General features: G+C 65.7%; 23 protein-coding genes and 2 pseudogenes. 18 read left to right on the plus strand and 7 right to left on the minus strand.

All coding sequences use genetic code 11. The features are described 5' to 3' along the window. Nucleotides 1-76: 76 nt before the first annotated feature. Nucleotides 77-370, minus strand: a pseudogene (locus tag AWC14_RS10905) (recombinase family protein); the annotation flags it as partial. A 230-nt stretch (nt 371-600) separates the two neighbouring features. Between AWC14_RS10905 and AWC14_RS28635 the strand changes: the two are divergent. The 12 genes and pseudogenes from AWC14_RS28635 to AWC14_RS10960 all read left to right on the plus strand — a co-directional run bounded on the left by AWC14_RS28635 (nt 601) and on the right by AWC14_RS10960 (nt 6,949). Then, nucleotides 601-855, plus strand: a complete 255-nt coding sequence (locus AWC14_RS28635) for a hypothetical protein (protein WP_156419170.1) — start codon at nt 601-603, stop codon at nt 853-855. Nucleotides 856-959: 104 nt separating this feature from the next. Continuing rightward, complete coding sequence (locus AWC14_RS10910) at nt 960-1,223, plus strand: WXG100 family type VII secretion target (RefSeq protein WP_045382742.1); 264 nt, start codon at nt 960-962, stop codon at nt 1,221-1,223. Nucleotides 1,224-1,239: 16 nt separating this feature from the next. Then, on the plus strand, nt 1,240-1,407 hold the full coding sequence (locus AWC14_RS28975; protein WP_174893203.1) for a hypothetical protein: 168 nt from the start codon (nt 1,240-1,242) through the stop codon (nt 1,405-1,407). A 216-nt stretch (nt 1,408-1,623) separates the two neighbouring features. Further along, complete coding sequence (gene tnpA / locus AWC14_RS10920) at nt 1,624-2,034, plus strand: IS200/IS605 family transposase (protein WP_045382739.1); 411 nt, start codon at nt 1,624-1,626, stop codon at nt 2,032-2,034. Beyond that, nucleotides 2,031-3,218 (plus strand): RNA-guided endonuclease InsQ/TnpB family protein, encoded by a 1,188-nt coding sequence (locus AWC14_RS10925; RefSeq protein ID WP_172468584.1) that lies wholly within the window; start codon nt 2,031-2,033, stop codon nt 3,216-3,218. The genes tnpA and AWC14_RS10925 overlap by 4 nt, the downstream gene beginning before the upstream one ends. A 104-nt stretch (nt 3,219-3,322) precedes the next feature. Beyond that, a pseudogene (locus AWC14_RS29560) lies at nt 3,323-3,458 on the plus strand (type II toxin-antitoxin system PemK/MazF family toxin); the annotation flags it as partial. Nucleotides 3,459-3,561: 103 nt separating this feature from the next. Next, a complete protein-coding gene (locus AWC14_RS10935) occupies nt 3,562-3,819 on the plus strand; it encodes an AbrB/MazE/SpoVT family DNA-binding domain-containing protein (RefSeq protein ID WP_011117221.1) in 258 nt (85 codons plus the stop codon). Nucleotides 3,820-3,833: 14 nt separating this feature from the next. Further along, complete coding sequence (locus AWC14_RS10940; RefSeq protein WP_270923816.1) at nt 3,834-4,151, plus strand: type II toxin-antitoxin system PemK/MazF family toxin; 318 nt, start codon at nt 3,834-3,836, stop codon at nt 4,149-4,151. 162 nt (nt 4,152-4,313) lie between these two features. Further along, on the plus strand, nt 4,314-5,138 hold the full coding sequence (locus AWC14_RS10945) for a hypothetical protein (RefSeq protein WP_045382736.1): 825 nt from the start codon (nt 4,314-4,316) through the stop codon (nt 5,136-5,138). A 142-nt stretch (nt 5,139-5,280) separates the two neighbouring features. Next, complete coding sequence (locus AWC14_RS10950) at nt 5,281-5,577, plus strand: hypothetical protein (protein WP_045382733.1); 297 nt, start codon at nt 5,281-5,283, stop codon at nt 5,575-5,577. Between the two features lie 44 nt (nt 5,578-5,621). Next, a complete protein-coding gene (locus AWC14_RS10955; protein WP_249026327.1) occupies nt 5,622-6,410 on the plus strand; it encodes a hypothetical protein in 789 nt (262 codons plus the stop codon). After that, complete coding sequence (locus tag AWC14_RS10960; protein ID WP_142281666.1) at nt 6,407-6,949, plus strand: hypothetical protein; 543 nt, start codon at nt 6,407-6,409, stop codon at nt 6,947-6,949. The genes AWC14_RS10955 and AWC14_RS10960 overlap by 4 nt, the downstream gene beginning before the upstream one ends. Before the next feature lie 10 nt (nt 6,950-6,959). Here AWC14_RS10960 and tnpB read toward each other — a convergent pair whose 3' ends face one another. The 6 genes from tnpB to AWC14_RS10990 form a co-directional block, all read right to left on the minus strand. After that, nucleotides 6,960-8,615 carry an IS607 family element RNA-guided endonuclease TnpB gene (tnpB, locus tag AWC14_RS10965; RefSeq protein ID WP_045385812.1) on the minus strand — a complete coding sequence of 552 codons (1,656 nt, stop codon included), beginning with the start codon at nt 8,613-8,615 and terminating at the stop codon, nt 6,960-6,962. Further along, a complete protein-coding gene (locus tag AWC14_RS10970; RefSeq protein WP_045385810.1) occupies nt 8,612-9,196 on the minus strand; it encodes an IS607 family transposase in 585 nt (194 codons plus the stop codon). The genes tnpB and AWC14_RS10970 overlap by 4 nt, the downstream gene beginning before the upstream one ends. 54 nt (nt 9,197-9,250) lie before the next feature. After that, nucleotides 9,251-10,207, minus strand: coding sequence for a phosphate ABC transporter substrate-binding protein PstS (pstS, locus tag AWC14_RS10975; RefSeq protein ID WP_085241250.1), 957 nt, complete (start codon nt 10,205-10,207; stop codon nt 9,251-9,253). A gap of 174 nt (nt 10,208-10,381) precedes the next feature. Beyond that, nucleotides 10,382-11,524, minus strand: coding sequence for a phosphate ABC transporter substrate-binding protein PstS (pstS, locus tag AWC14_RS10980; RefSeq protein ID WP_081967983.1), 1,143 nt, complete (start codon nt 11,522-11,524; stop codon nt 10,382-10,384). 93 nt (nt 11,525-11,617) lie between these two features. Next, on the minus strand, nt 11,618-12,523 hold the full coding sequence (gene mshD, locus AWC14_RS10985) for a mycothiol synthase (RefSeq protein ID WP_045374418.1): 906 nt from the start codon (nt 12,521-12,523) through the stop codon (nt 11,618-11,620). Continuing rightward, nucleotides 12,520-13,281: a winged helix-turn-helix transcriptional regulator gene (locus AWC14_RS10990; protein ID WP_045374420.1), complete on the minus strand. Its 762-nt coding sequence runs from the start codon at nt 13,279-13,281 to the stop codon at nt 12,520-12,522. Before AWC14_RS10990 ends, mshD begins: the two co-directional genes overlap by 4 nt. Before the next feature lie 126 nt (nt 13,282-13,407). On the opposite strand from AWC14_RS10990, the gene lmeA reads away from it, so the two are divergent. The 6 genes from lmeA to AWC14_RS11015 all read left to right on the plus strand — a co-directional run bounded on the left by lmeA (nt 13,408) and on the right by AWC14_RS11015 (nt 16,432). Next, a complete protein-coding gene (gene lmeA / locus AWC14_RS10995) occupies nt 13,408-14,220 on the plus strand; it encodes a mannan chain length control protein LmeA (RefSeq protein WP_045374422.1) in 813 nt (270 codons plus the stop codon). Further along, nucleotides 14,217-14,621 (plus strand): thioredoxin family protein, encoded by a 405-nt coding sequence (locus AWC14_RS11000; RefSeq protein ID WP_045374424.1) that lies wholly within the window; start codon nt 14,217-14,219, stop codon nt 14,619-14,621. The genes lmeA and AWC14_RS11000 overlap by 4 nt, the downstream gene beginning before the upstream one ends. A gap of 50 nt (nt 14,622-14,671) precedes the next feature. Next, on the plus strand, nt 14,672-14,743 hold the full coding sequence (locus AWC14_RS30190) for a putative leader peptide (protein WP_369386183.1): 72 nt from the start codon (nt 14,672-14,674) through the stop codon (nt 14,741-14,743). Nucleotides 14,744-14,824: 81 nt separating this feature from the next. Then, complete coding sequence (locus AWC14_RS11005; RefSeq protein ID WP_045374425.1) at nt 14,825-15,316, plus strand: DUF4395 domain-containing protein; 492 nt, start codon at nt 14,825-14,827, stop codon at nt 15,314-15,316. Further along, nucleotides 15,295-16,128: a sulfurtransferase gene (locus tag AWC14_RS11010; protein ID WP_045374428.1), complete on the plus strand. Its 834-nt coding sequence runs from the start codon at nt 15,295-15,297 to the stop codon at nt 16,126-16,128. The genes AWC14_RS11005 and AWC14_RS11010 overlap by 22 nt, the downstream gene beginning before the upstream one ends. 1 nt (nt 16,129) lies before the next feature. Beyond that, nucleotides 16,130-16,432, plus strand: coding sequence for a DUF1416 domain-containing protein (locus AWC14_RS11015; protein WP_045374431.1), 303 nt, complete (start codon nt 16,130-16,132; stop codon nt 16,430-16,432). Nucleotides 16,433-16,544: the final 112 nt, after the last annotated feature.

Genomic DNA, 16,544 nt, shown 5'->3' on the forward strand with positions numbered 1-16,544 from the left:
AACAAGCCGACAACCACATCGGCAAACTCAATGACGAACAAGACCGCCGTGGTCGTCACCCGGAGAGACGGTCAACACCGTTCAGACCCGACCCGACCTCGGTAACGACCTGCCCAACCGTCAGATCCTGCTCGGTCGCCCACGCCGTCAACCGGGCCACCTGGCGATCCAAATCGGCGCGCTGGTCATGGCTCGACACCCGGGCATAAATCACCACACCGCCCGGCGCGCCGACCCCGGCCGGCGCCGTGCGCACCAGAATCAGCCGGCCCACCCGCTCGGCTGGCACCGGCAGCGTCCCCTCCCGAAACCAGCGATAAGCCGTATGCCGGTTCACCCCAACCGATTCGGCCCAATCCGCCAGATTCACAACACTAATCCAAACACACTTACGCACACTTAAATACACTCAACACGCAACATTTCGCAGCCCCTAAGACACCGCCTTAAGGCGTTGGCGGGCCTTCGACGGCCCCAACGTCGTGTTGGCGGCGGCCGTTGGCGGGCGGGTCCCTGGCTTGTGCGCGGTCACCGTCAGCGGAGAGGGACATACACGATTTAACGGTTCCCCACGGCTAAAGCAGGGGAACTTCCCGGCGCGTGAAGATTTTCCAGCTCGAACCTACCCACCAAGGAGGTGAGCAGATCATCAACACGGGTGTGGCCCCGTTCTGTCACAGCCAACATCACGTCGGCGAAGTTTCTATCCCTGTTTGCTTCGCGCCCACAGTCATGGCAGATGCCACGGTCGCGCCGACGGGAATCCAGCAGGACGGCCGAGCGGGTGTGGCCATGCTCGGCCACGGCCGATACCGGAAAAGGAAAAAGAAAACGAAAACCCAACTGCGCGTTTAGATCAGCCCTTCGGGTGAATAATAGTGGTGCACAAACATTGATATAATTTGAATTCGTGAAATCCTTCCGGTCGGCGGGGGGAAATTCAGGAGGGAACATTTATTATGAGCAGCATTAAGCTGACACCCGAGCAGCTGCGGGCCGAACAGCGGATCGCATTGAACAACATTGAACGAGTGCAGGCGATTGCGGCCAGCATCGCGAACAAGGCTCAGGGCATCGTCGGATCCTGGGACGGCCCGGCGCGAATCGCCGCTCAAAAGTCGATCGCCGAAATCGCGGACGGTCTGAACAAGGTTTCAACGAACCAAATCGTCATCGCGGACTGGCTGGGCAAGCTGGCCAGCGAGCGACAAGACATCGTTTAATTCCTTAGATCACCGAATGAGAGAACACCAGATCAACCGGATCATGCGGCGCTACGAGGAGCTACGCGCCGACCCTGGAGAGTGGGCAAACTACCGGACCGAAGCACGCCTAACCGACAACGCAGCCGGCGACGGCCTACCGGACACCCGCGACGAGTACCCCGAATTCAAGCCGTCACCGTGAGGCCCCTGGCAGGTATGGCTGGTCGACAGGCGGCTCGATGGGAGGCGCTTCACGAAGAGCAACACGACGCCGCCTACGCCGCCGCAGTCGAATGCAATCCGGTGTATCCATCAGTTCGGCCCGAGGGGACCGGCGGCTTTGAGCCGTCGGGGGAGTCGGGCTGGTGAACAGCGTGTGGTCGTGAGTTTGACGGTGCCGTTTCGTAATGTTTGCGGCATGTCCGAGCGCCGGTTCCGCCGCCCACCGGGCGGGGTGTGCTCGCTGGGCCTGCACTTGGTGTGGTGCCCGAAGTATCGGCGCCGGATCTTGGGACGCCGCGTGGCGGCCCGCTGCGATGAGCTGCTGGAGCAGATCGCCAGCGGGCACGGCTGGCAGATCGTGGCCAAGGAAGTGATGCCTGATCACGTGCACCTGTTTGTGCGGGTCGGGCCCACCGATGCGCCGGCGATGGTGGTGCGGGCGTTTAAGGGTCGCACCGCACGGGTGCTACGCCACGAGTTCGCGTACTTGCGCGGGCTCGCGAAGGTGTTGTGGTCGCCGTCGTACTTCGCCGCCTCGGTTGGCTATGTTTCGGAATCGACGGTGCGCCGCTATATCGAGCACCAGTGCAACGCGGTGGCGTCGTGAGACGGTCCTACGTGTTTCGGCTGCGGCCGACCGCACGCCAGCACACCGCGTTGGCGGCGTGTCTGGAGGCGCACCGCGAGCTCTACAACGCGGCGTTGCAGGAGCGCCGGGACGCATGGGCGCACAGCAAGACCCGCGTCTGTTACGGGGATCAGTCGGCGCAGCTGACTGAAATCCGCGAGGCGCGCCCGGATCAGGCGGTGTGGTCGTTTTCCAGCCAGCAGGCCACGCTGCGGCGGCTCAATAAGGCGTTCGCGGGGTTTTTCCGGCGGGTCAAGACGGCCAAGCCCGGTGTCAAGGCGGGGTATCCGCGGTTTAAGGGCAAGGCCCGGTTCGACAGCGTGGAGTGGCCCAAAGACGGCGACGGTGCCCGTTGGCTGCCCGAGCACAAGCGGGTGTATCTGCAAGGCGTCGGCCAAGTCAAGGTGCATGTGCACCGCCAAGTGGTGGGGCGGGTCAAGACGATCCAGGTCAAGCGCTGCGGCCGGCGCTGGATGCTTGTTTTGTCCTGTGAGGACGTGGCGACCAATCCGTTGCCGGGCACCGGCCGCCAGGGCGGGATCGACGTCGGGATCGCTAGTTTCGCCACCACTAGCGACGGAGAGCACGTCGACAATCCGCGCTGGGGCCGTAGAGGCGGTGACCGGCTGGCCGCCGCACAGCAGCGGCTGGCGCGCGCCAAGCGGCGGTCGAACAACCGCGAGTGTAAACGCGAAACCGTTGCTGCCCGGCATCGTAAGATCGCCAACCAGCGCAAAGACTTTCACCACAAGCAGGCCCGTGCTCTAGTCGCGCGCTACGACGTGCTGGTGGTGGAGGACCTCAAGATCGCCAACATGGTTCGGCGGGCCAAACCCGTGCCTGACCCTGACAAACCCGGCCAGTATCTGGCCAACGGAGCGGCCGCCAAAAGAGGGCTGTCGCGAAGCATCAGTGACGCCGGCTGGGGCCGGTTCATCTCGGTTCTACGCGCCAAAGCGGAAGAGGCTGGGCGTATCTGGATTGAGGTCGACCCCCGGCATACGTCGGATGGCTGCGAAAAGTGCGGGTATGCAGCCGCCGAAAACCGCGTCACCCAAGCGGACTTCGTCTGCCGGCGATGCTCGCATCGCGCCCAAGCAGACGAGATGGCCGCGCGCAACATCCTGCGGGCTGGACTGGCCCTTCACCCGCAAGCCGCGTGAGAAGAAGCCGACGGCTTCCAGCCGTCGGAGAAGTCACACGACTCTGCGGCTGAGCGAAGCGCCGCGCGCCGCCGGCGTAATGCCAGGCAGAAAGGCTGCGCGTAGTGACACCGTCGCGTGGCCAGGTGTATCTATATACGATCTCTCGGATCCAAACCGTGGCTCATCGTCTCCAACAACGCTCGCAACCGGCACACCGCCGACGTGCTGGCATTACGTCTAACGACGACGCCGCGCACGGCCTACCGCTGCCCCGGATATGGCCGGAAGTACGAAGGACTTGTGAGGGGTAGTAGGGACGACCCGGATGTTATACTGCGATATAACCCGGATGGAGGTGGGCGTGTTCACAACGAAACTTCGTAAGGTAGGCGGTTCGGTCATGCTGGCCATACCTCCTGCACTGCTTGAGATGTTGGACCTAAACGCTGGGGCGCCGGTCGGCTTATCAGTCGATGCCGGCCAATTGGTAGTGGACCCCCAGGTGCGACCGCACTACACGCTCGATGAGCTATTGGGGCAGTGCGACGCCTCAGCCGACTTCACGATCGAGGATCAGGATTGGCTCAACGGTGAAGCAGTTGGCGGTGAATTGCTCTGACGGAACGCGGCGACATCTACATCGTTTCGCTTGACCCGACGTCGGGACATGAGCAGAGCGGCACGCGCCCAGTATTGGTCGTGTCCCCGGGCGCGTTTAATCGCCTGACGAAAACACCGGTCGTGCTACCTATAACACGCGGCGGGAACTTTGCCCGAACGGCAGGGTTCGCTGTCTCGCTGACCGATGCGGGTACTCGCACCGCCGGCGTAATACGCTGCGATCAGCCTCGCTCGATTGATATCCGCGCCCGTAAAGGCCGCAAGGTTGAACGTGTGCCGTCTGGGGTTCTTGACGAAGCGTTGGCCAAGCTCGCCACGATCTTGACTTGAGTCCGAGGAACGCGAGCGAATGCCGCCGCCGCCCGTCGCCTGCTGGCAGCGGCCTAACGCCGGCAACCATAGAGAAAATCAACGTCGCTCTCGCCACCGCGCTTGGCCTACCGCTACCCCGTATATGACTTAGCTTAGGGACGAGAACGTGAGGATTACTTAATGCGCGAGACAGAGGCTGGTTCAGCACAATTCGCGTACGCGCGCTACCGCCTGTTGTCGAGGCTGCTCGCGGCAGCGCGCGCCGGGACGCTCGACCCGGGTTGGCGCGAGCGCCTGACGGTCGATGTCATCCACGAGCGCGAGGTAGGTGGCGGCCCCGAATGGATGGAGTTTTTCGAACAAGTGACGGGCCGGAGCTACGTCGAGGAAAAAGCCAAGGACAACGACGCGGAAGTGTTGGCGCTGCACGAAATCGTCAGCAGTCCGGTCGCTGCCTGGGAACCTTACGTGACCAACGGGGATTGGCGACGTGCCCTCGATGCCTGGTACGCGGCCGCGATCGAACTCCGGGACTACTACGAGGACGCCCAGCTACGCCATAGGAAAGCAATCGCCGACAGGCTACGCCGGACGCAACTGGAAGAACTACGCAGCAAATTGAAAGCCGCCACCGACGAGTTCTGGGCCGAACACTACGCAAAGCAAATCAACAAAGCCGAGGCCTGCCTGCTGAAGTACGTCGAGCCACATTCACCATCAGACGAGTTGTACTCGCGCATTTTGCGCGACGAACTCGCCGCGAGCTACCACGCCGGCCTGACCGCCGGCGGCGAAACCAACGACTGGCTCGGCTGGTACCGCACCCGCGCAGCGCGATGGGACATCCCCGGCAGCCCAGAAAACTCCTGGTACGCCCGGATAAAAGAACAAGTCGATACGAGAATCCGCCAACTCATCGTGGAACCACAACGCCTAATCGATGCAATGGAGCAGTTACCGACCTACTGGACAGAAAAGCAGCCGCCTGGCTCCGCGCGAGGATGAAATCGAAGGTGCTGCCAAGCGGCGCGTTGAGCACCGGGCCAGCGGTTGGAAACGTCACTGAGCAGGACAAAGGTGTGTCGTAAAGCGCAACCACCACCTAGACTTGCGTTGCAGGCAGGAGGAAAGGGAGGGCTAGAGGGACATGGCCGACATTGACGCCAACACCAAGAAGGCCGCCCAACTGGGCGCGTCGATGGGCATGCACCTATCCGCCGACTTCCCACCCGTCCCTACCGGCAGCGACGCCAAAAGCCAGCAGATCGCGAACGAACTCAACGCCTTCCTCAACGCCGCGCGCAAGGAAATCCACACCTACAACCAGAGCGTCGATGCAATGCGCGCCGGCGCCAGCGCCGTACCCGAAGCAATCGACGCCACCGACCAGTCCGGTGCCGACACCGTCAACCGCAGCGCAGAGGGAGGGACATACACCATATGACGACATTTGCCCGCCCTCAGCCGTCCGCCGCACCCGGACGATGGATGACCCTGGCCGAAATCTCACGGGAATCCGGACTCCGGCAAGACCTCGTCAGCCGCTTCGTGCCTGGAATGGACACACCATCCGGGAAGCTCTACAGCGCCGGACACGTCGCCCTAGCCCGCTACGTCAAGGAACTCACCGACCTCAACGTGCCCTCGGCCGCCGTCCAGGTCGCCGTTCACGACATGGAGTCTCGGCCCGCCGCCGAATTCGACATGCTCCTTCGTCACAAGGGCACAATCCGGGGTCGCCTCTGGGCCGGGATTGGCGCCGCGGCCGCGGCCGCGCTGCTGATCGGCGGCATCGCCGGCGGGCTCATCGGCTACAGCACCGCAGACCAAGACAACACCACCACGGCAGCGCCAGCGCCGACCACCATCACCGCACCCGCCAAACCGGCCCAAATCAATCCGACCATCCCGACCACGCCCGATCCCGTATGCGCGGAATGGGCGCCGCTTGCTGACTCTTACGCTAGTAAGCAGTCGGCTTGGGGCCAGCGCGGTGGCGATCCCACAACTCCGGCTGACGCTTGGACCCCGGAACAGCGGGACCTGAACCTCTCGGTTAGCCCCGTCCTACGGGCACAAGCCGCCGACATGCGCCGGCTAGCGGACAAGGCTCAAGATCCGCTATTACAAGGCCTGATGCGGGGACAGGCAGCGTACGAAGACGCCTTTGCCGTGCGTCTGGCCAATTACCAGCCAAGTGATCGCCCGCTGTGGCAAGCCGCGGTTGATTTCTCTGGCGCTGTCCGTGCGGCATGCACTGCGGTGGCACCGCGGTGATTGAGCGGCCGCCCAGTCCTCACAATCTGGTCGGTAATAATTGGCCGGAGATCGATGAGACCGCGGTGGGCGCCGTCGGCATGCAGATAATCCACGCCGGCACCGGCGCACAGACGGCCGAAACCAAGACCTACGGCGATGGCCACGCCTACCACTCCGTTGCTCGCAGCGGCCTTGAAGCACCGATAAACGCAGCGTTCAGAGTCGGCGCCATGGCATCCGAGCTCGCCCGTTGGTACGGCAAGGGCGGGGCCGAGATTGAAGCGACAGCTGGCTCGCTCACGACGACAAAAGTCATGATCGCGATAGAGGTCGCGGCCGCAGAGGCCACCATCGCCGCCAAGGAATCCGAAATCGCCGCACTGCAGGCGACCAGCCTCCCGCCGCAAATCCGCGAGCAGCAAATCCAGCGACTGCGCAACGAAATACAGCAGACGATCAACGAAGCCAAAAGAGATATCGAGGCGCTGTACAAAGGCCTCTACACACCCACGACCCCAGCACCACTTGGGCTAACCGTTGCCGTTGAGTGTGTTTGAGTTGCACACGTCATGCGGCGTCCCCTTGCGGGGTTTGGGTTTTGGCCTCTCCGCGTCCGGCCCCGCGTGGGCGGGGTCTTATGGATGCTCCGCCGGCACCGGATGTTCCGGTGTCGGCGCCATGGCCTGTACCAACCGCTGTGGTTGGCCCGGGTACCGATGGGGCCGTGGTCCCGACTGGACCACAACTGGCGTATTCCGGCCAGTCACGGAGGTTAAGCGCGGCGTTGCGATCGCGGTCGACGACTTCGCCGGTGTGCGGGCATATCAGCAACTTGTCGATGCGCCCTTTGCCGATCAGCCGGCATCCGGTGCCGTCTGGTGTGGTGCAGCCGTGATGGATCTGGCTGGACGGAAACCAACGATCGGCCACGGTGAGCACCGCGCCGGAGCGGGAGGTCTTGTAGGCCAACATCGGCCCGACCAGACCCATCGCCGCATCGGAGACGGCACGCCGGTAGGCGCGCCGGCCCATACTGCGTTTCATGGCGGCCACGTCGAGGTCTTCGATCACGATGTGGCCAAACCGCCCAGCCAGCTCGGTGGTGAGCTGATGGGCGGCTTCCCGCCGCAGGTGCACGCACCGGCGGTCCAGCCGGGTCAGCTTGGCTTTCGCTGCCCGATGGCCGCGCGATCCGGGGATGCGGCGGGAAAGTTCACGCCCGGCCCGCCGCCGCGCAGCAAGCGTGGCTTTCAGCGGGGCCGGATTCGGGTATTCGACGATCGACTCTTCACCGGTGGCGGTGTCGAGGGTGGCCACGGTGGCCAAGGTGCGCACCCCGAGGTCGACCCCGGCGACCACGGTCGGCCGGGCCACCGTGCGCACAGTGACCGGTGTGCGCAGCGCGTAGCTGATCGAGACGAACAACCGGCCCCACCGCTGCGAGAGCGTCATGTTCAGAACGCGGGCGCGCCCCGACGCGATGTGACGCTGCACCCGGCGGGTGTTCTCCTTGGATCGCAGCGGCCCGATCACGGGCACGGTGATAGTGCGCCGATCATCCTCGAGGCGCATTGTTCCGGTGGTGAAGCGCACCCGGCCGGCGTCGCGGCGCGCGGATTGGAACCGCGGAAACCCGACCCGGCGACCTCGCCGTGTGCCGTTGCGGCTGGCTGACCAGTTATCCAGCGCCCGCGCCAGATCAGCCAGCCCCGACGAGTAGGCCTCTTTGGAATTCTCGGCCCACCACGGCGCGACCCCATCCTTGGCGCGGTTCCACGCCCACCTCAGCGAACCCAGATCCCAGCCCACCGACTCATGGCCCGGATCAACAGCTTTGGCGTCCAGGTCAGCTTTCACTTGGGCCAGCCCCCAATTGAATGCTTTGCGCCGTGCACCGAAATGCGAGCGCACCAGCCCCACCCGCTGCGGCTCAGCGGGCCATTCGACCTCGAACTTCGCTGCCGTCACCGTCCACCCGGTGGGCAGCTTCGCACCCGGTGAACCCGTCTGGGCATAGCAGTCGGCGTCGCCGTCGTACAGGTCGAACAGCACCGACACCGACTCCACCGCCGTCCGGTGCGACTCGAAATCGGCACCCCCCAGATCGACATACCGCGAGAACCGCGGCGCGCCATCGGGTTTCGGCGTACCAGCCAGATGCGCTCCGCCAGTGGCTGTCGCCACCTTCGCGGCCTGCGCCCGGGTGCGCATCCCGACGATCATGCCGCCTCGCCCGGTCCATGCTTGGTGGCCGTCACTGCGCGCATCGCCCGGTTTCGTGCCCCGCGCCGCCCATACAGCCGCGCACACATCGACGTCAGGACTTCGATCATGTCGCGCACCAGATCATCGGTCGTCTCGCCGGGATCAGCCACCACGATCCGGCGACCCTGCGCAGACAACGCCGCCTCCAGGTGCTCCACCCCGAAGCGGGCCAACCGGTCGCGGTGCTCCACAACAATGACCTTCGCATCCGGGTCCGACAAGATCCGGCGCAACTTCGGGCGTTTGCCATTCAGGCCCGATCCGACCTCGGTAACGACCTGCCCCACCGTCAGCTCCTGCTCGGTCGTCCACGCCGTCAACCGGGCCACCTGGCGATCCAAATCCGCGCGCTGATCATGGCTGGACACCCGCGCGTAGATCACCACACTGCCCGCAGCGCCGTCACCGGCCGACGCGGTGCGCACCAGAATCAACCGGCCCACCCGCTCAGCGGGCACCGGCAGCATCCCCTCCCGAAACCAACGATAAGCCGTATGCCGGTTCACCCCAACCGATTCGGCCCAATCCGCCAGATTCACACCACCGATTCAAACACACTTACGCACACTCAACTACACTCGCCACGCAACAGCTCACAACCCCTTCGAGCACACGATCTCATACGTCACCAGCACCAGCGGGTAGGCGCCCGGTTCTCTGGTGCCGTACAGAGAGTTCAAGTCCAGCCGCAGGTCGTTGCCGGGCCCGGCGAACTTGGCGTCGTCGATCGCGTTGCGGGCCGCGTCGTCGCTCAGCGCCACTGCACCGCCGCCGTCGTCGATCTGCGCGTAGGTCAGCGAGGCCTGATCGGCGAAGCCCTTCTCGACGTAGGCGATGGCACCCGGCGTGGACTGCACTGCCTGCACGACGCCGGCGGACTTCTGCACCCCCTCGCCTACGCCGCCCTGAAACTCGCTGCCGGCACCTTTGGTCCAGCTCTGCGGGGCGGCGGCGCCCAGGTACTTCTGGAAGTTGTCGGTGGTGCCCGAAGAGTCGGACCGGTAGATCGGCGCAATGTCGGTGTCGGGCAGGGTGACGCCGTGGTTGAGTGCCGCGATCGCCGGGTCACGCCACTTGGTGATCGCGCCGGTGAAGATCTTGGCCAGCACGTCGGCGTTGACGACGAGCGGGTCGACGCCGTCGAGGTGGTAGGCCACCGCCACCGGCCCGAACACCAGCGGCAGGTGCCAGGCCGGATTCCCGTTGCAGCGCTTGGTCGCCGGCTCGACCTGCTCAGCAGTCAGCGGCGAATCCGAACCGGCGAAATCGACGTGACCGGCGACGAACTGCTCACGGCCGGCGCCCGACCCAGTCGGGTTGTAGGACACGTTCTTACGGGGGCAGTACCGCGTCCAGGCTTGGTTGAACAACGCGATCGCGTTTTGTTGAGCGGTCGAGCCCTCGCCGGTGAGCGCGTCTGCGCCGCCGCAGTCGATCGCGGTGGACGACGTCACAGGCGCGCCGATGTTGTTGTCGCTGCCGCAGCCGGCCAGGACCAGGCTGGTGATCGCCGTCGCGACAAGCGCCCTACCGACCGTGTCGAGCTTCAACTGATCTCGCTTTCGTGGCCTGCGTGGTGCTCCAGATCGGGTTTGCCGGGCTCTCCGAACGTATGCCGGGGTGGTTGCCGGGAGCCCCCTGACGAGTAAACACCGATTAAACACGCCGACGACCGCGGCATGCGGCGCTGGTCACGGTTGACCGTCGGTCAGCACCTCACGAAATCATTGGATTGCTTCGATCGCGGCGACCAGGCGCTGCTTGAACCGGCCAGGCAATGGAATGTACCCAGCCGCCGAAAGCGCATCTCGGGCATCGTTGGCGGCTACCGCCAAAAACGATTTGACCGCGGCAGCGGTGTCGTGCTGGTAGCCCTTGGAGCACACGATCTCGTAACTGGCCAGCACCAACGGATATGCCCCCGGCTCTTTGGTGCTGTAGAGCGAGTCGAGGTCCAGTCTCAGGTCATTGCCGTCGGCCGAGAATTTCGCGGCGTCGATCGCCTTGCGGACTGTGTCGTCGGCGAGCGGGACCGCGCCGCTGCCGGTGTTGATCCCGGCGAACGGTAGGTCGGCCTGAGCGGCGTAGCCCTCTTCGACGTACCCGATGGCGCCGGGTGTCGCTTGCACGGCCGCGATCAATCCTGACGACCTCTCCGCGCCCTCGCCGACGCCGCCCCGGAAATCGGTACCCGCACCCTTGCGCCAGCTGTTCGGCGCGGCGACAGCCAGGTATCGCTGAAAGTTGTCCGTGGTGCCGGACGAGTCCGACCGGTAGATGGGCCTGATTTTGAGGTCAGGCAGCGTGGAGCCCGGATTGAGCGCCGTGATCGCCGGGTCGTTCCAGCTCCTGATATCCCCGCTGTAGATCCTGGCGAGGACGTCGCCGCTGAGGACCAGTGTTTTGAGACCACCCACGTTGTAGGCCAGTGCGATCGGCCCGAACACCAGCGGCAGGTCCCACGCGGGATTGCCGTTGCAGCGCTTGGCCGCAGGGTCGGTCTGCTGCGTAGTCAGCGGCGAGTCCGAACCCGCGAAGTCGACATGACCGGCGATGAACTGCTCACGGCCTGCCCCCGACCCGGTCGGGTTGTAGGACAAGCCTTTTCCCGGACACACCTGCGCCCACCTCTGACTGAACAGCGCGATCGCATTCCGCTGTGCAGTCGAGCCCTCGGCGGTCACTCGCTTCTTCCCGTCGCAGTCCACCGAGACGCCCGCTGGTGTAGGCATCGTGTGGCGGATGCCGTCGCGGGCACAGGCGGTCACAAGCAGGCACATGATGGCTGCCGTCGACACCGCCGCAACGAGCCCGCGCCCAGGTGTCCTGCGCCTCGCCTGGCTCACTTTGTAAGCGCCACTGCACATTTCCAGTGGCAACCGTGCCGAACCATCTGGCGAACGTATGCCCGTGTGGTGGACAGCATCCTCCCCGGGAGTTAACGCGGCGTGAAGAACGCTCTAAACGCCTGGACGCAGGGCCGCCGCATAGGCGGTGTCGACGCTGTGCTGAGTAAAACCCAGGCGCCGATAGGTCTGCAGCGCAGCGACATTGTCCGATTCGACGTACAGCATCACCGTCGGATCCACCTTGTCCGCCAGCCGATGCGCCAGGTGTGCGACCCCGACCGCGGTCAGTGCGGCGCCCAGTCCGCGGCCCTGCGCCGCCGGATCGACGCCGACGACGTAGACCTCGCCCAGGCCGGTCCGGGCGGGATGGACCTTGGTCCAGTGGAAGCCCAGCAACTTGTCCGTTGTCTCGTCGAAGGCCAAGAACAGTCCCTCGGGATCGAACCACGGTTCGGCGCGCCGCTCGGCCAGATCGGCCGGCGTCCAGCCGCTCTGTTCCGGGTGCGCGGCGAACGCGGCGTTGTTGACCCGCAACAGTTCGTCGTCGTCGCCGACGCCGGCATAGGTCCGGATCCGCACCCCGTCGGGCACAGCCGGTGCGGCGACGTCGTTCAGTGGGCGACGCATCTGGATGAGTTCGCGCACCGGCGCCAGGCCCAGCGCAGACGCCGTCGCCCGGGCCGACTCCAATGTGCCATGCGCCCAAAAGCGGTTGCTTCCACCGGTTTTCGACAACGCAGCGCGTATCAAAGCGGTGCCGATGCCGCGACGGCGCGCGTTCGGGTCGACCACGAGCTCGGCCATGCCCGGTTCGCCTTGCGGCGCAGCGAGGTTGAGATAGCCAATCACGGTCTCGTCGGCATCCGTGACCACCAGATGCTGGGTTCGCCGGTGCGCGAGCTCGCGCAAAACCTGTTCACCGACAGGTGCCACTTTGTCGAATTCAGTTGCCGCCGTGACGAGTTCACGTACCTGGCGCTGCTCGTCGACGGTCAGCTCCGAGCGCCAGTCGGTCACTGGCTACGCAGCGGGTCGACGAGCGGGCCCTCGCTGGTGTCCAGCCCTGACTCCTCGTCGTCGGCCGGCTCCGGCTCGGGCGATCGGCCGCGAGCCGGGCGGACCGCCTTGTAGCCCACGTTGCGCACGGTGCCGATCAGCGACTCGTACTCGGGGCCGAGCTTGGCCCGCAGCCGTCGCACGTGGACGTCGACGGTGCGGGTGCCGCCGAAGAAGTCGTAGCCCCACACCTCGTGCAGCAGTTGCGCGCGGGTGAAAACCCGGCCGGCGTGCTGCGCCAGGTACTTCAGCAGCTCGAACTCCTTATAGGTCAAGTCCAGCGGGCGACCCCGCAGCCGGGCGGTGTAGGTGCCCTCGTCGATCACCAGCTCGCCGAGGGTGATCTTGCCGGCGCTCTCCTGCTCGGCCAGGCCGCCACGGCGTCCCACCAGCAGCCGCAGCCGCGCGTCGATCTCGCCGGGCCCGGTGGCCGGCAACAGGATCTCGTCCAGCCCCCAGTCGGCGTTGATCGCCACCAGGCCGCCTTCGCTCACGACCGCCACGACGGGGATCGACCGGCCCGTCGTGCCCAGGAGGCGGCACAGGCCGCGCGCCGCCGGCAGGTCGTTGCGTGCGTCGACCAGCACGACGTCGGCGCTGCCTGCTTCCAGCAGCGACGAAACGTCAGCCGGCGCTGTCCGCACAGTGTGGGCGAGCAGCGACAACGACGGCAGGACCGAGTCGGGGTGCGGCTCCGCGGTCAGCAGCAATAGATCCAAGCAAGCCCCTCCAGCGTCGTGGGAAAGGCGTCTCCCAGATTCGCGAGATGTGTAGTTAGCGGGCAGGTCATCTAACGATAACTTGCGACCTGGCGTTTCGCCTGTTGACGACCCAAGGGCAACAATATGCGGATGCGCAGGGTGTTCATCGGTGCGGCAGCCGTCACAGTGGCCGTCGTCGTGGTGGTCATCGCAGCCGTCGGCGTGGACTTCGGGACCACGATCTACGCCGAATACCGGTTGTCCCGCACGCTGCGCACCACCGCCCACCTGGGTTCGGACCCCTTTGTCGCGATCCTGGGTTTCCCGGTGATCCCGCAGGCCATGCGGCGCCATTACGACGAAGTCGAGATCAAGGCCAGCGCCGTCGACCAGCCCAAGGTCGGCAAGGCCACCCTGGAAGCCACCATGCACTCGATCGGCCTGGGCGACGCGTCATGGCTGGTGCGGCCGGACGCGAAGCTGCCGGTGGGCAAGCTGGAGAGCCGCATCATCATCGACTCCACGCATCTGGGCCGGTACATGGGCATCACCGATCTGATGGTCGAGGCGCCGCCGCAGGAAACCAACGACAACACCGGCGGCACCACCGAATCCGGGATCTCGGGCAGTCGCGGGCTGGTGTTCACCGGCACCCCGAAATCGGCCCACTTCGACAAGCGGGTCAGCGTGGCCGTCGACCTGTCCATCGCCGGAGCCGACCGCACCACGCTGGTGTTCACCCCGACCGGTGTGCTGACCGGACCGGACACCGCCAATCAGAAGGTGCCCGACGACAAGCGGGACGCAGTGCTGGCCGCGTTTCGCCAGCGATTGCCCGACCAGCGGCTGCCGTTCGGCGTGGCGCCGACGAGCCAGGGCGCGCGCGGCTCCGACGTGATCATCGAGGGCATCACCCAGGGAGTAACGATCACGCTCGACGGGTTCAACCAGGCATGACTACTGCACTGGTCGCTGCCGCGGCCGCTTTGGCGCTCGCTGCGCTCGTCGGATGGCTGCTGACCCGCCGTTCCGGGGCCCTGCGGGCCGTCGCATCCGAAGTGGACACCACCGACCTCGGCTTGTCCCGCGACGGGCCGACCGTCGTGCACTTCAGCGCCGCCTGGTGTGCGCCGTGCGACCGCGTGCGGCGGGTGGTCAGCCAGGTCTGCGGCGACCTCGGTGACGTGGCGCACGTGGAGATCGACATGGATGCCAACCCGGCTGCCGCGCGCCGCCTTTCGGTGCTGTCGCTGCCGACGACATTCATCTTCGACGGCGCCGGCCGGCAGCGGTACCGCAGCGCCGGGGTGCCCAAGGCCGAGGACCTTCGCTCGGCCCTGACCCCGCTGTTGGCTTGACCGTCGGGCCATTGGGTAAGCTGTCCGACGTGTTCGCCCGCCTCGAGCTCGTGCTCACCAAGCGTCGCGCAGTCGATCTGTGCCGCACCGCGGGTTGCTGCTGTTGTTGTTGTAGCTGCTGAGTAGCGCCGTCTCGCGCCGCTCTCGGAAGCAGCCGTTATGGCGTGCCTCCATCCCTTCCCGTTCTCAACAGGAGCAGCTATATGTCGTCAGAAACCATCACAGCCACCGACCAGGTGGACGTTCGCGGACCGCGATTCGTCGCCTGGGTCACCACCGCGGTGCTGGTGGCCACGCTGATCGTGGCCGGGACCAGCGCCTCCGCCGCCGCCGTCATCCTGGGCCTGCAGGCTGTCGTGTTCGCGATCGGCGCCTGGGCCGGGCCGCGCCGCAATCCCTACGGCGCTGTGTTCGCCAACGTGGTGGCGCCGCGGCTCGGGCCGGTCCGCGAGCGGGAGCCGGTGGCCCCGCTGAAATTCGCCCAACTGGTCGGACTCGTCTTCGCCGCCATCGGCGTGGCCGGGTTCGCCGCCGGCGCTCCCCTGCTCGGGATCGTCGCCACCGCGGCCGCGTTGGCGGCGGCCTTCCTCAATGCGGCCTTCGGCATCTGCCTGGGCTGCCAGCTCTACCCGCTCGTCGCGCGTCTGCGTAACCAACCGAAAGGATCCACACCATGGCACGCTCCGACGTCCTAGTCTCCGCTGACTGGGCCGAGAGCAATCTCGACACGCCTGGCGTCGTCTTCGTCGAAGTCGACGAGGACACCAGCGCCTACGACACCGGCCACATCGCCGGCGCGGTCAAGCTGGACTGGCGCACTGATCTGCAGGACCCGGTCCGCCGCGACTTCGTCGACGCCCAGCAGTTCTCCAAGCTGCTGAGTGACCGCGGTATCTCCAACGACGACACCGTGATCCTCTACGGCGGAAACAACAACTGGTTCGCGGCCTACGCGTACTGGTATTTCAAGCTGTACGGGCACGACAAGGTCAAGCTGCTCGACGGCGGCCGCAAGAAGTGGGAGCTGGACGGTCGCCCGCTGTCCAGCGAGAAGGTGAACCGCCCGACCACCTCCTACAGCGCAAAGCAGCCCGACAACTCGATCCGGGCGTTCCGCGACGAGGTGCTGGCGGCGATCAACGTCAAGAACCTGGTCGACGTCCGCTCCCCCGACGAGTTTTCCGGCAAGATCCTGGCGCCTGCGCACCTTCCGCAGGAACAAAGCCAGCGGCCCGGTCACATCCCCGGCGCGATCAACGTGCCGTGGAGCAAAGCCGCCAACGAGGACGGCACCTTCAAGTCCGACGAGGAGCTGGCCAAGCTCTACGCCGACGCCGGCCTGGACGGGTCGAAGGAGACCATCGCCTATTGCCGGATCGGTGAGCGGTCGTCGCACACCTGGTTCGTGCTGCGCGAGCTGCTCGGACACCAAAACGTCAAGAACTACGACGGCAGTTGGACGGAATACGGCTCCCTGGTGGGGGCCCCGATCGAGTTGGGAAGCTGATATGTGCTCTGCACCGAAGCAAGGACAGACGTTGCCGGCCAGCGTCGACCTGGAGAAGGAGACCGTCATCACCGGCCGAGTGGTGGACCGCGACGGCCAGGCCGTCGGCGGCGCGTTCGTGCGGCTGCTGGACTCCTCGGACGAGTTCACCGCCGAGGTCGTCGCGTCGGCCACCGGTGATTTCCGGTTCTTCGCCGCGCCGGGGTCCTGGACGCTGCGCGCGCTGTCGGCGGCCGGCAACGGCGACGCGGTGGTGACCCCGTCGGGGGCCGGCATCCACGAGGTGGACGTCAAGATCGCCTGACCGGGCTTCGTTCCCCCGCGAGCCCTCTGACCCTTCCGGGGGCCGCCTCGCAGGCGTGAAAATGGGGTCGGGTCGCCCGCCACGCCGGTCACTCTATGGGACTTTGGAACCG

The sequence above is a fragment of the Mycobacterium kyorinense genome, assembly GCF_002101735.1.
GTDB classification, from domain to species: domain Bacteria; phylum Actinomycetota; class Actinomycetes; order Mycobacteriales; family Mycobacteriaceae; genus Mycobacterium; species Mycobacterium kyorinense.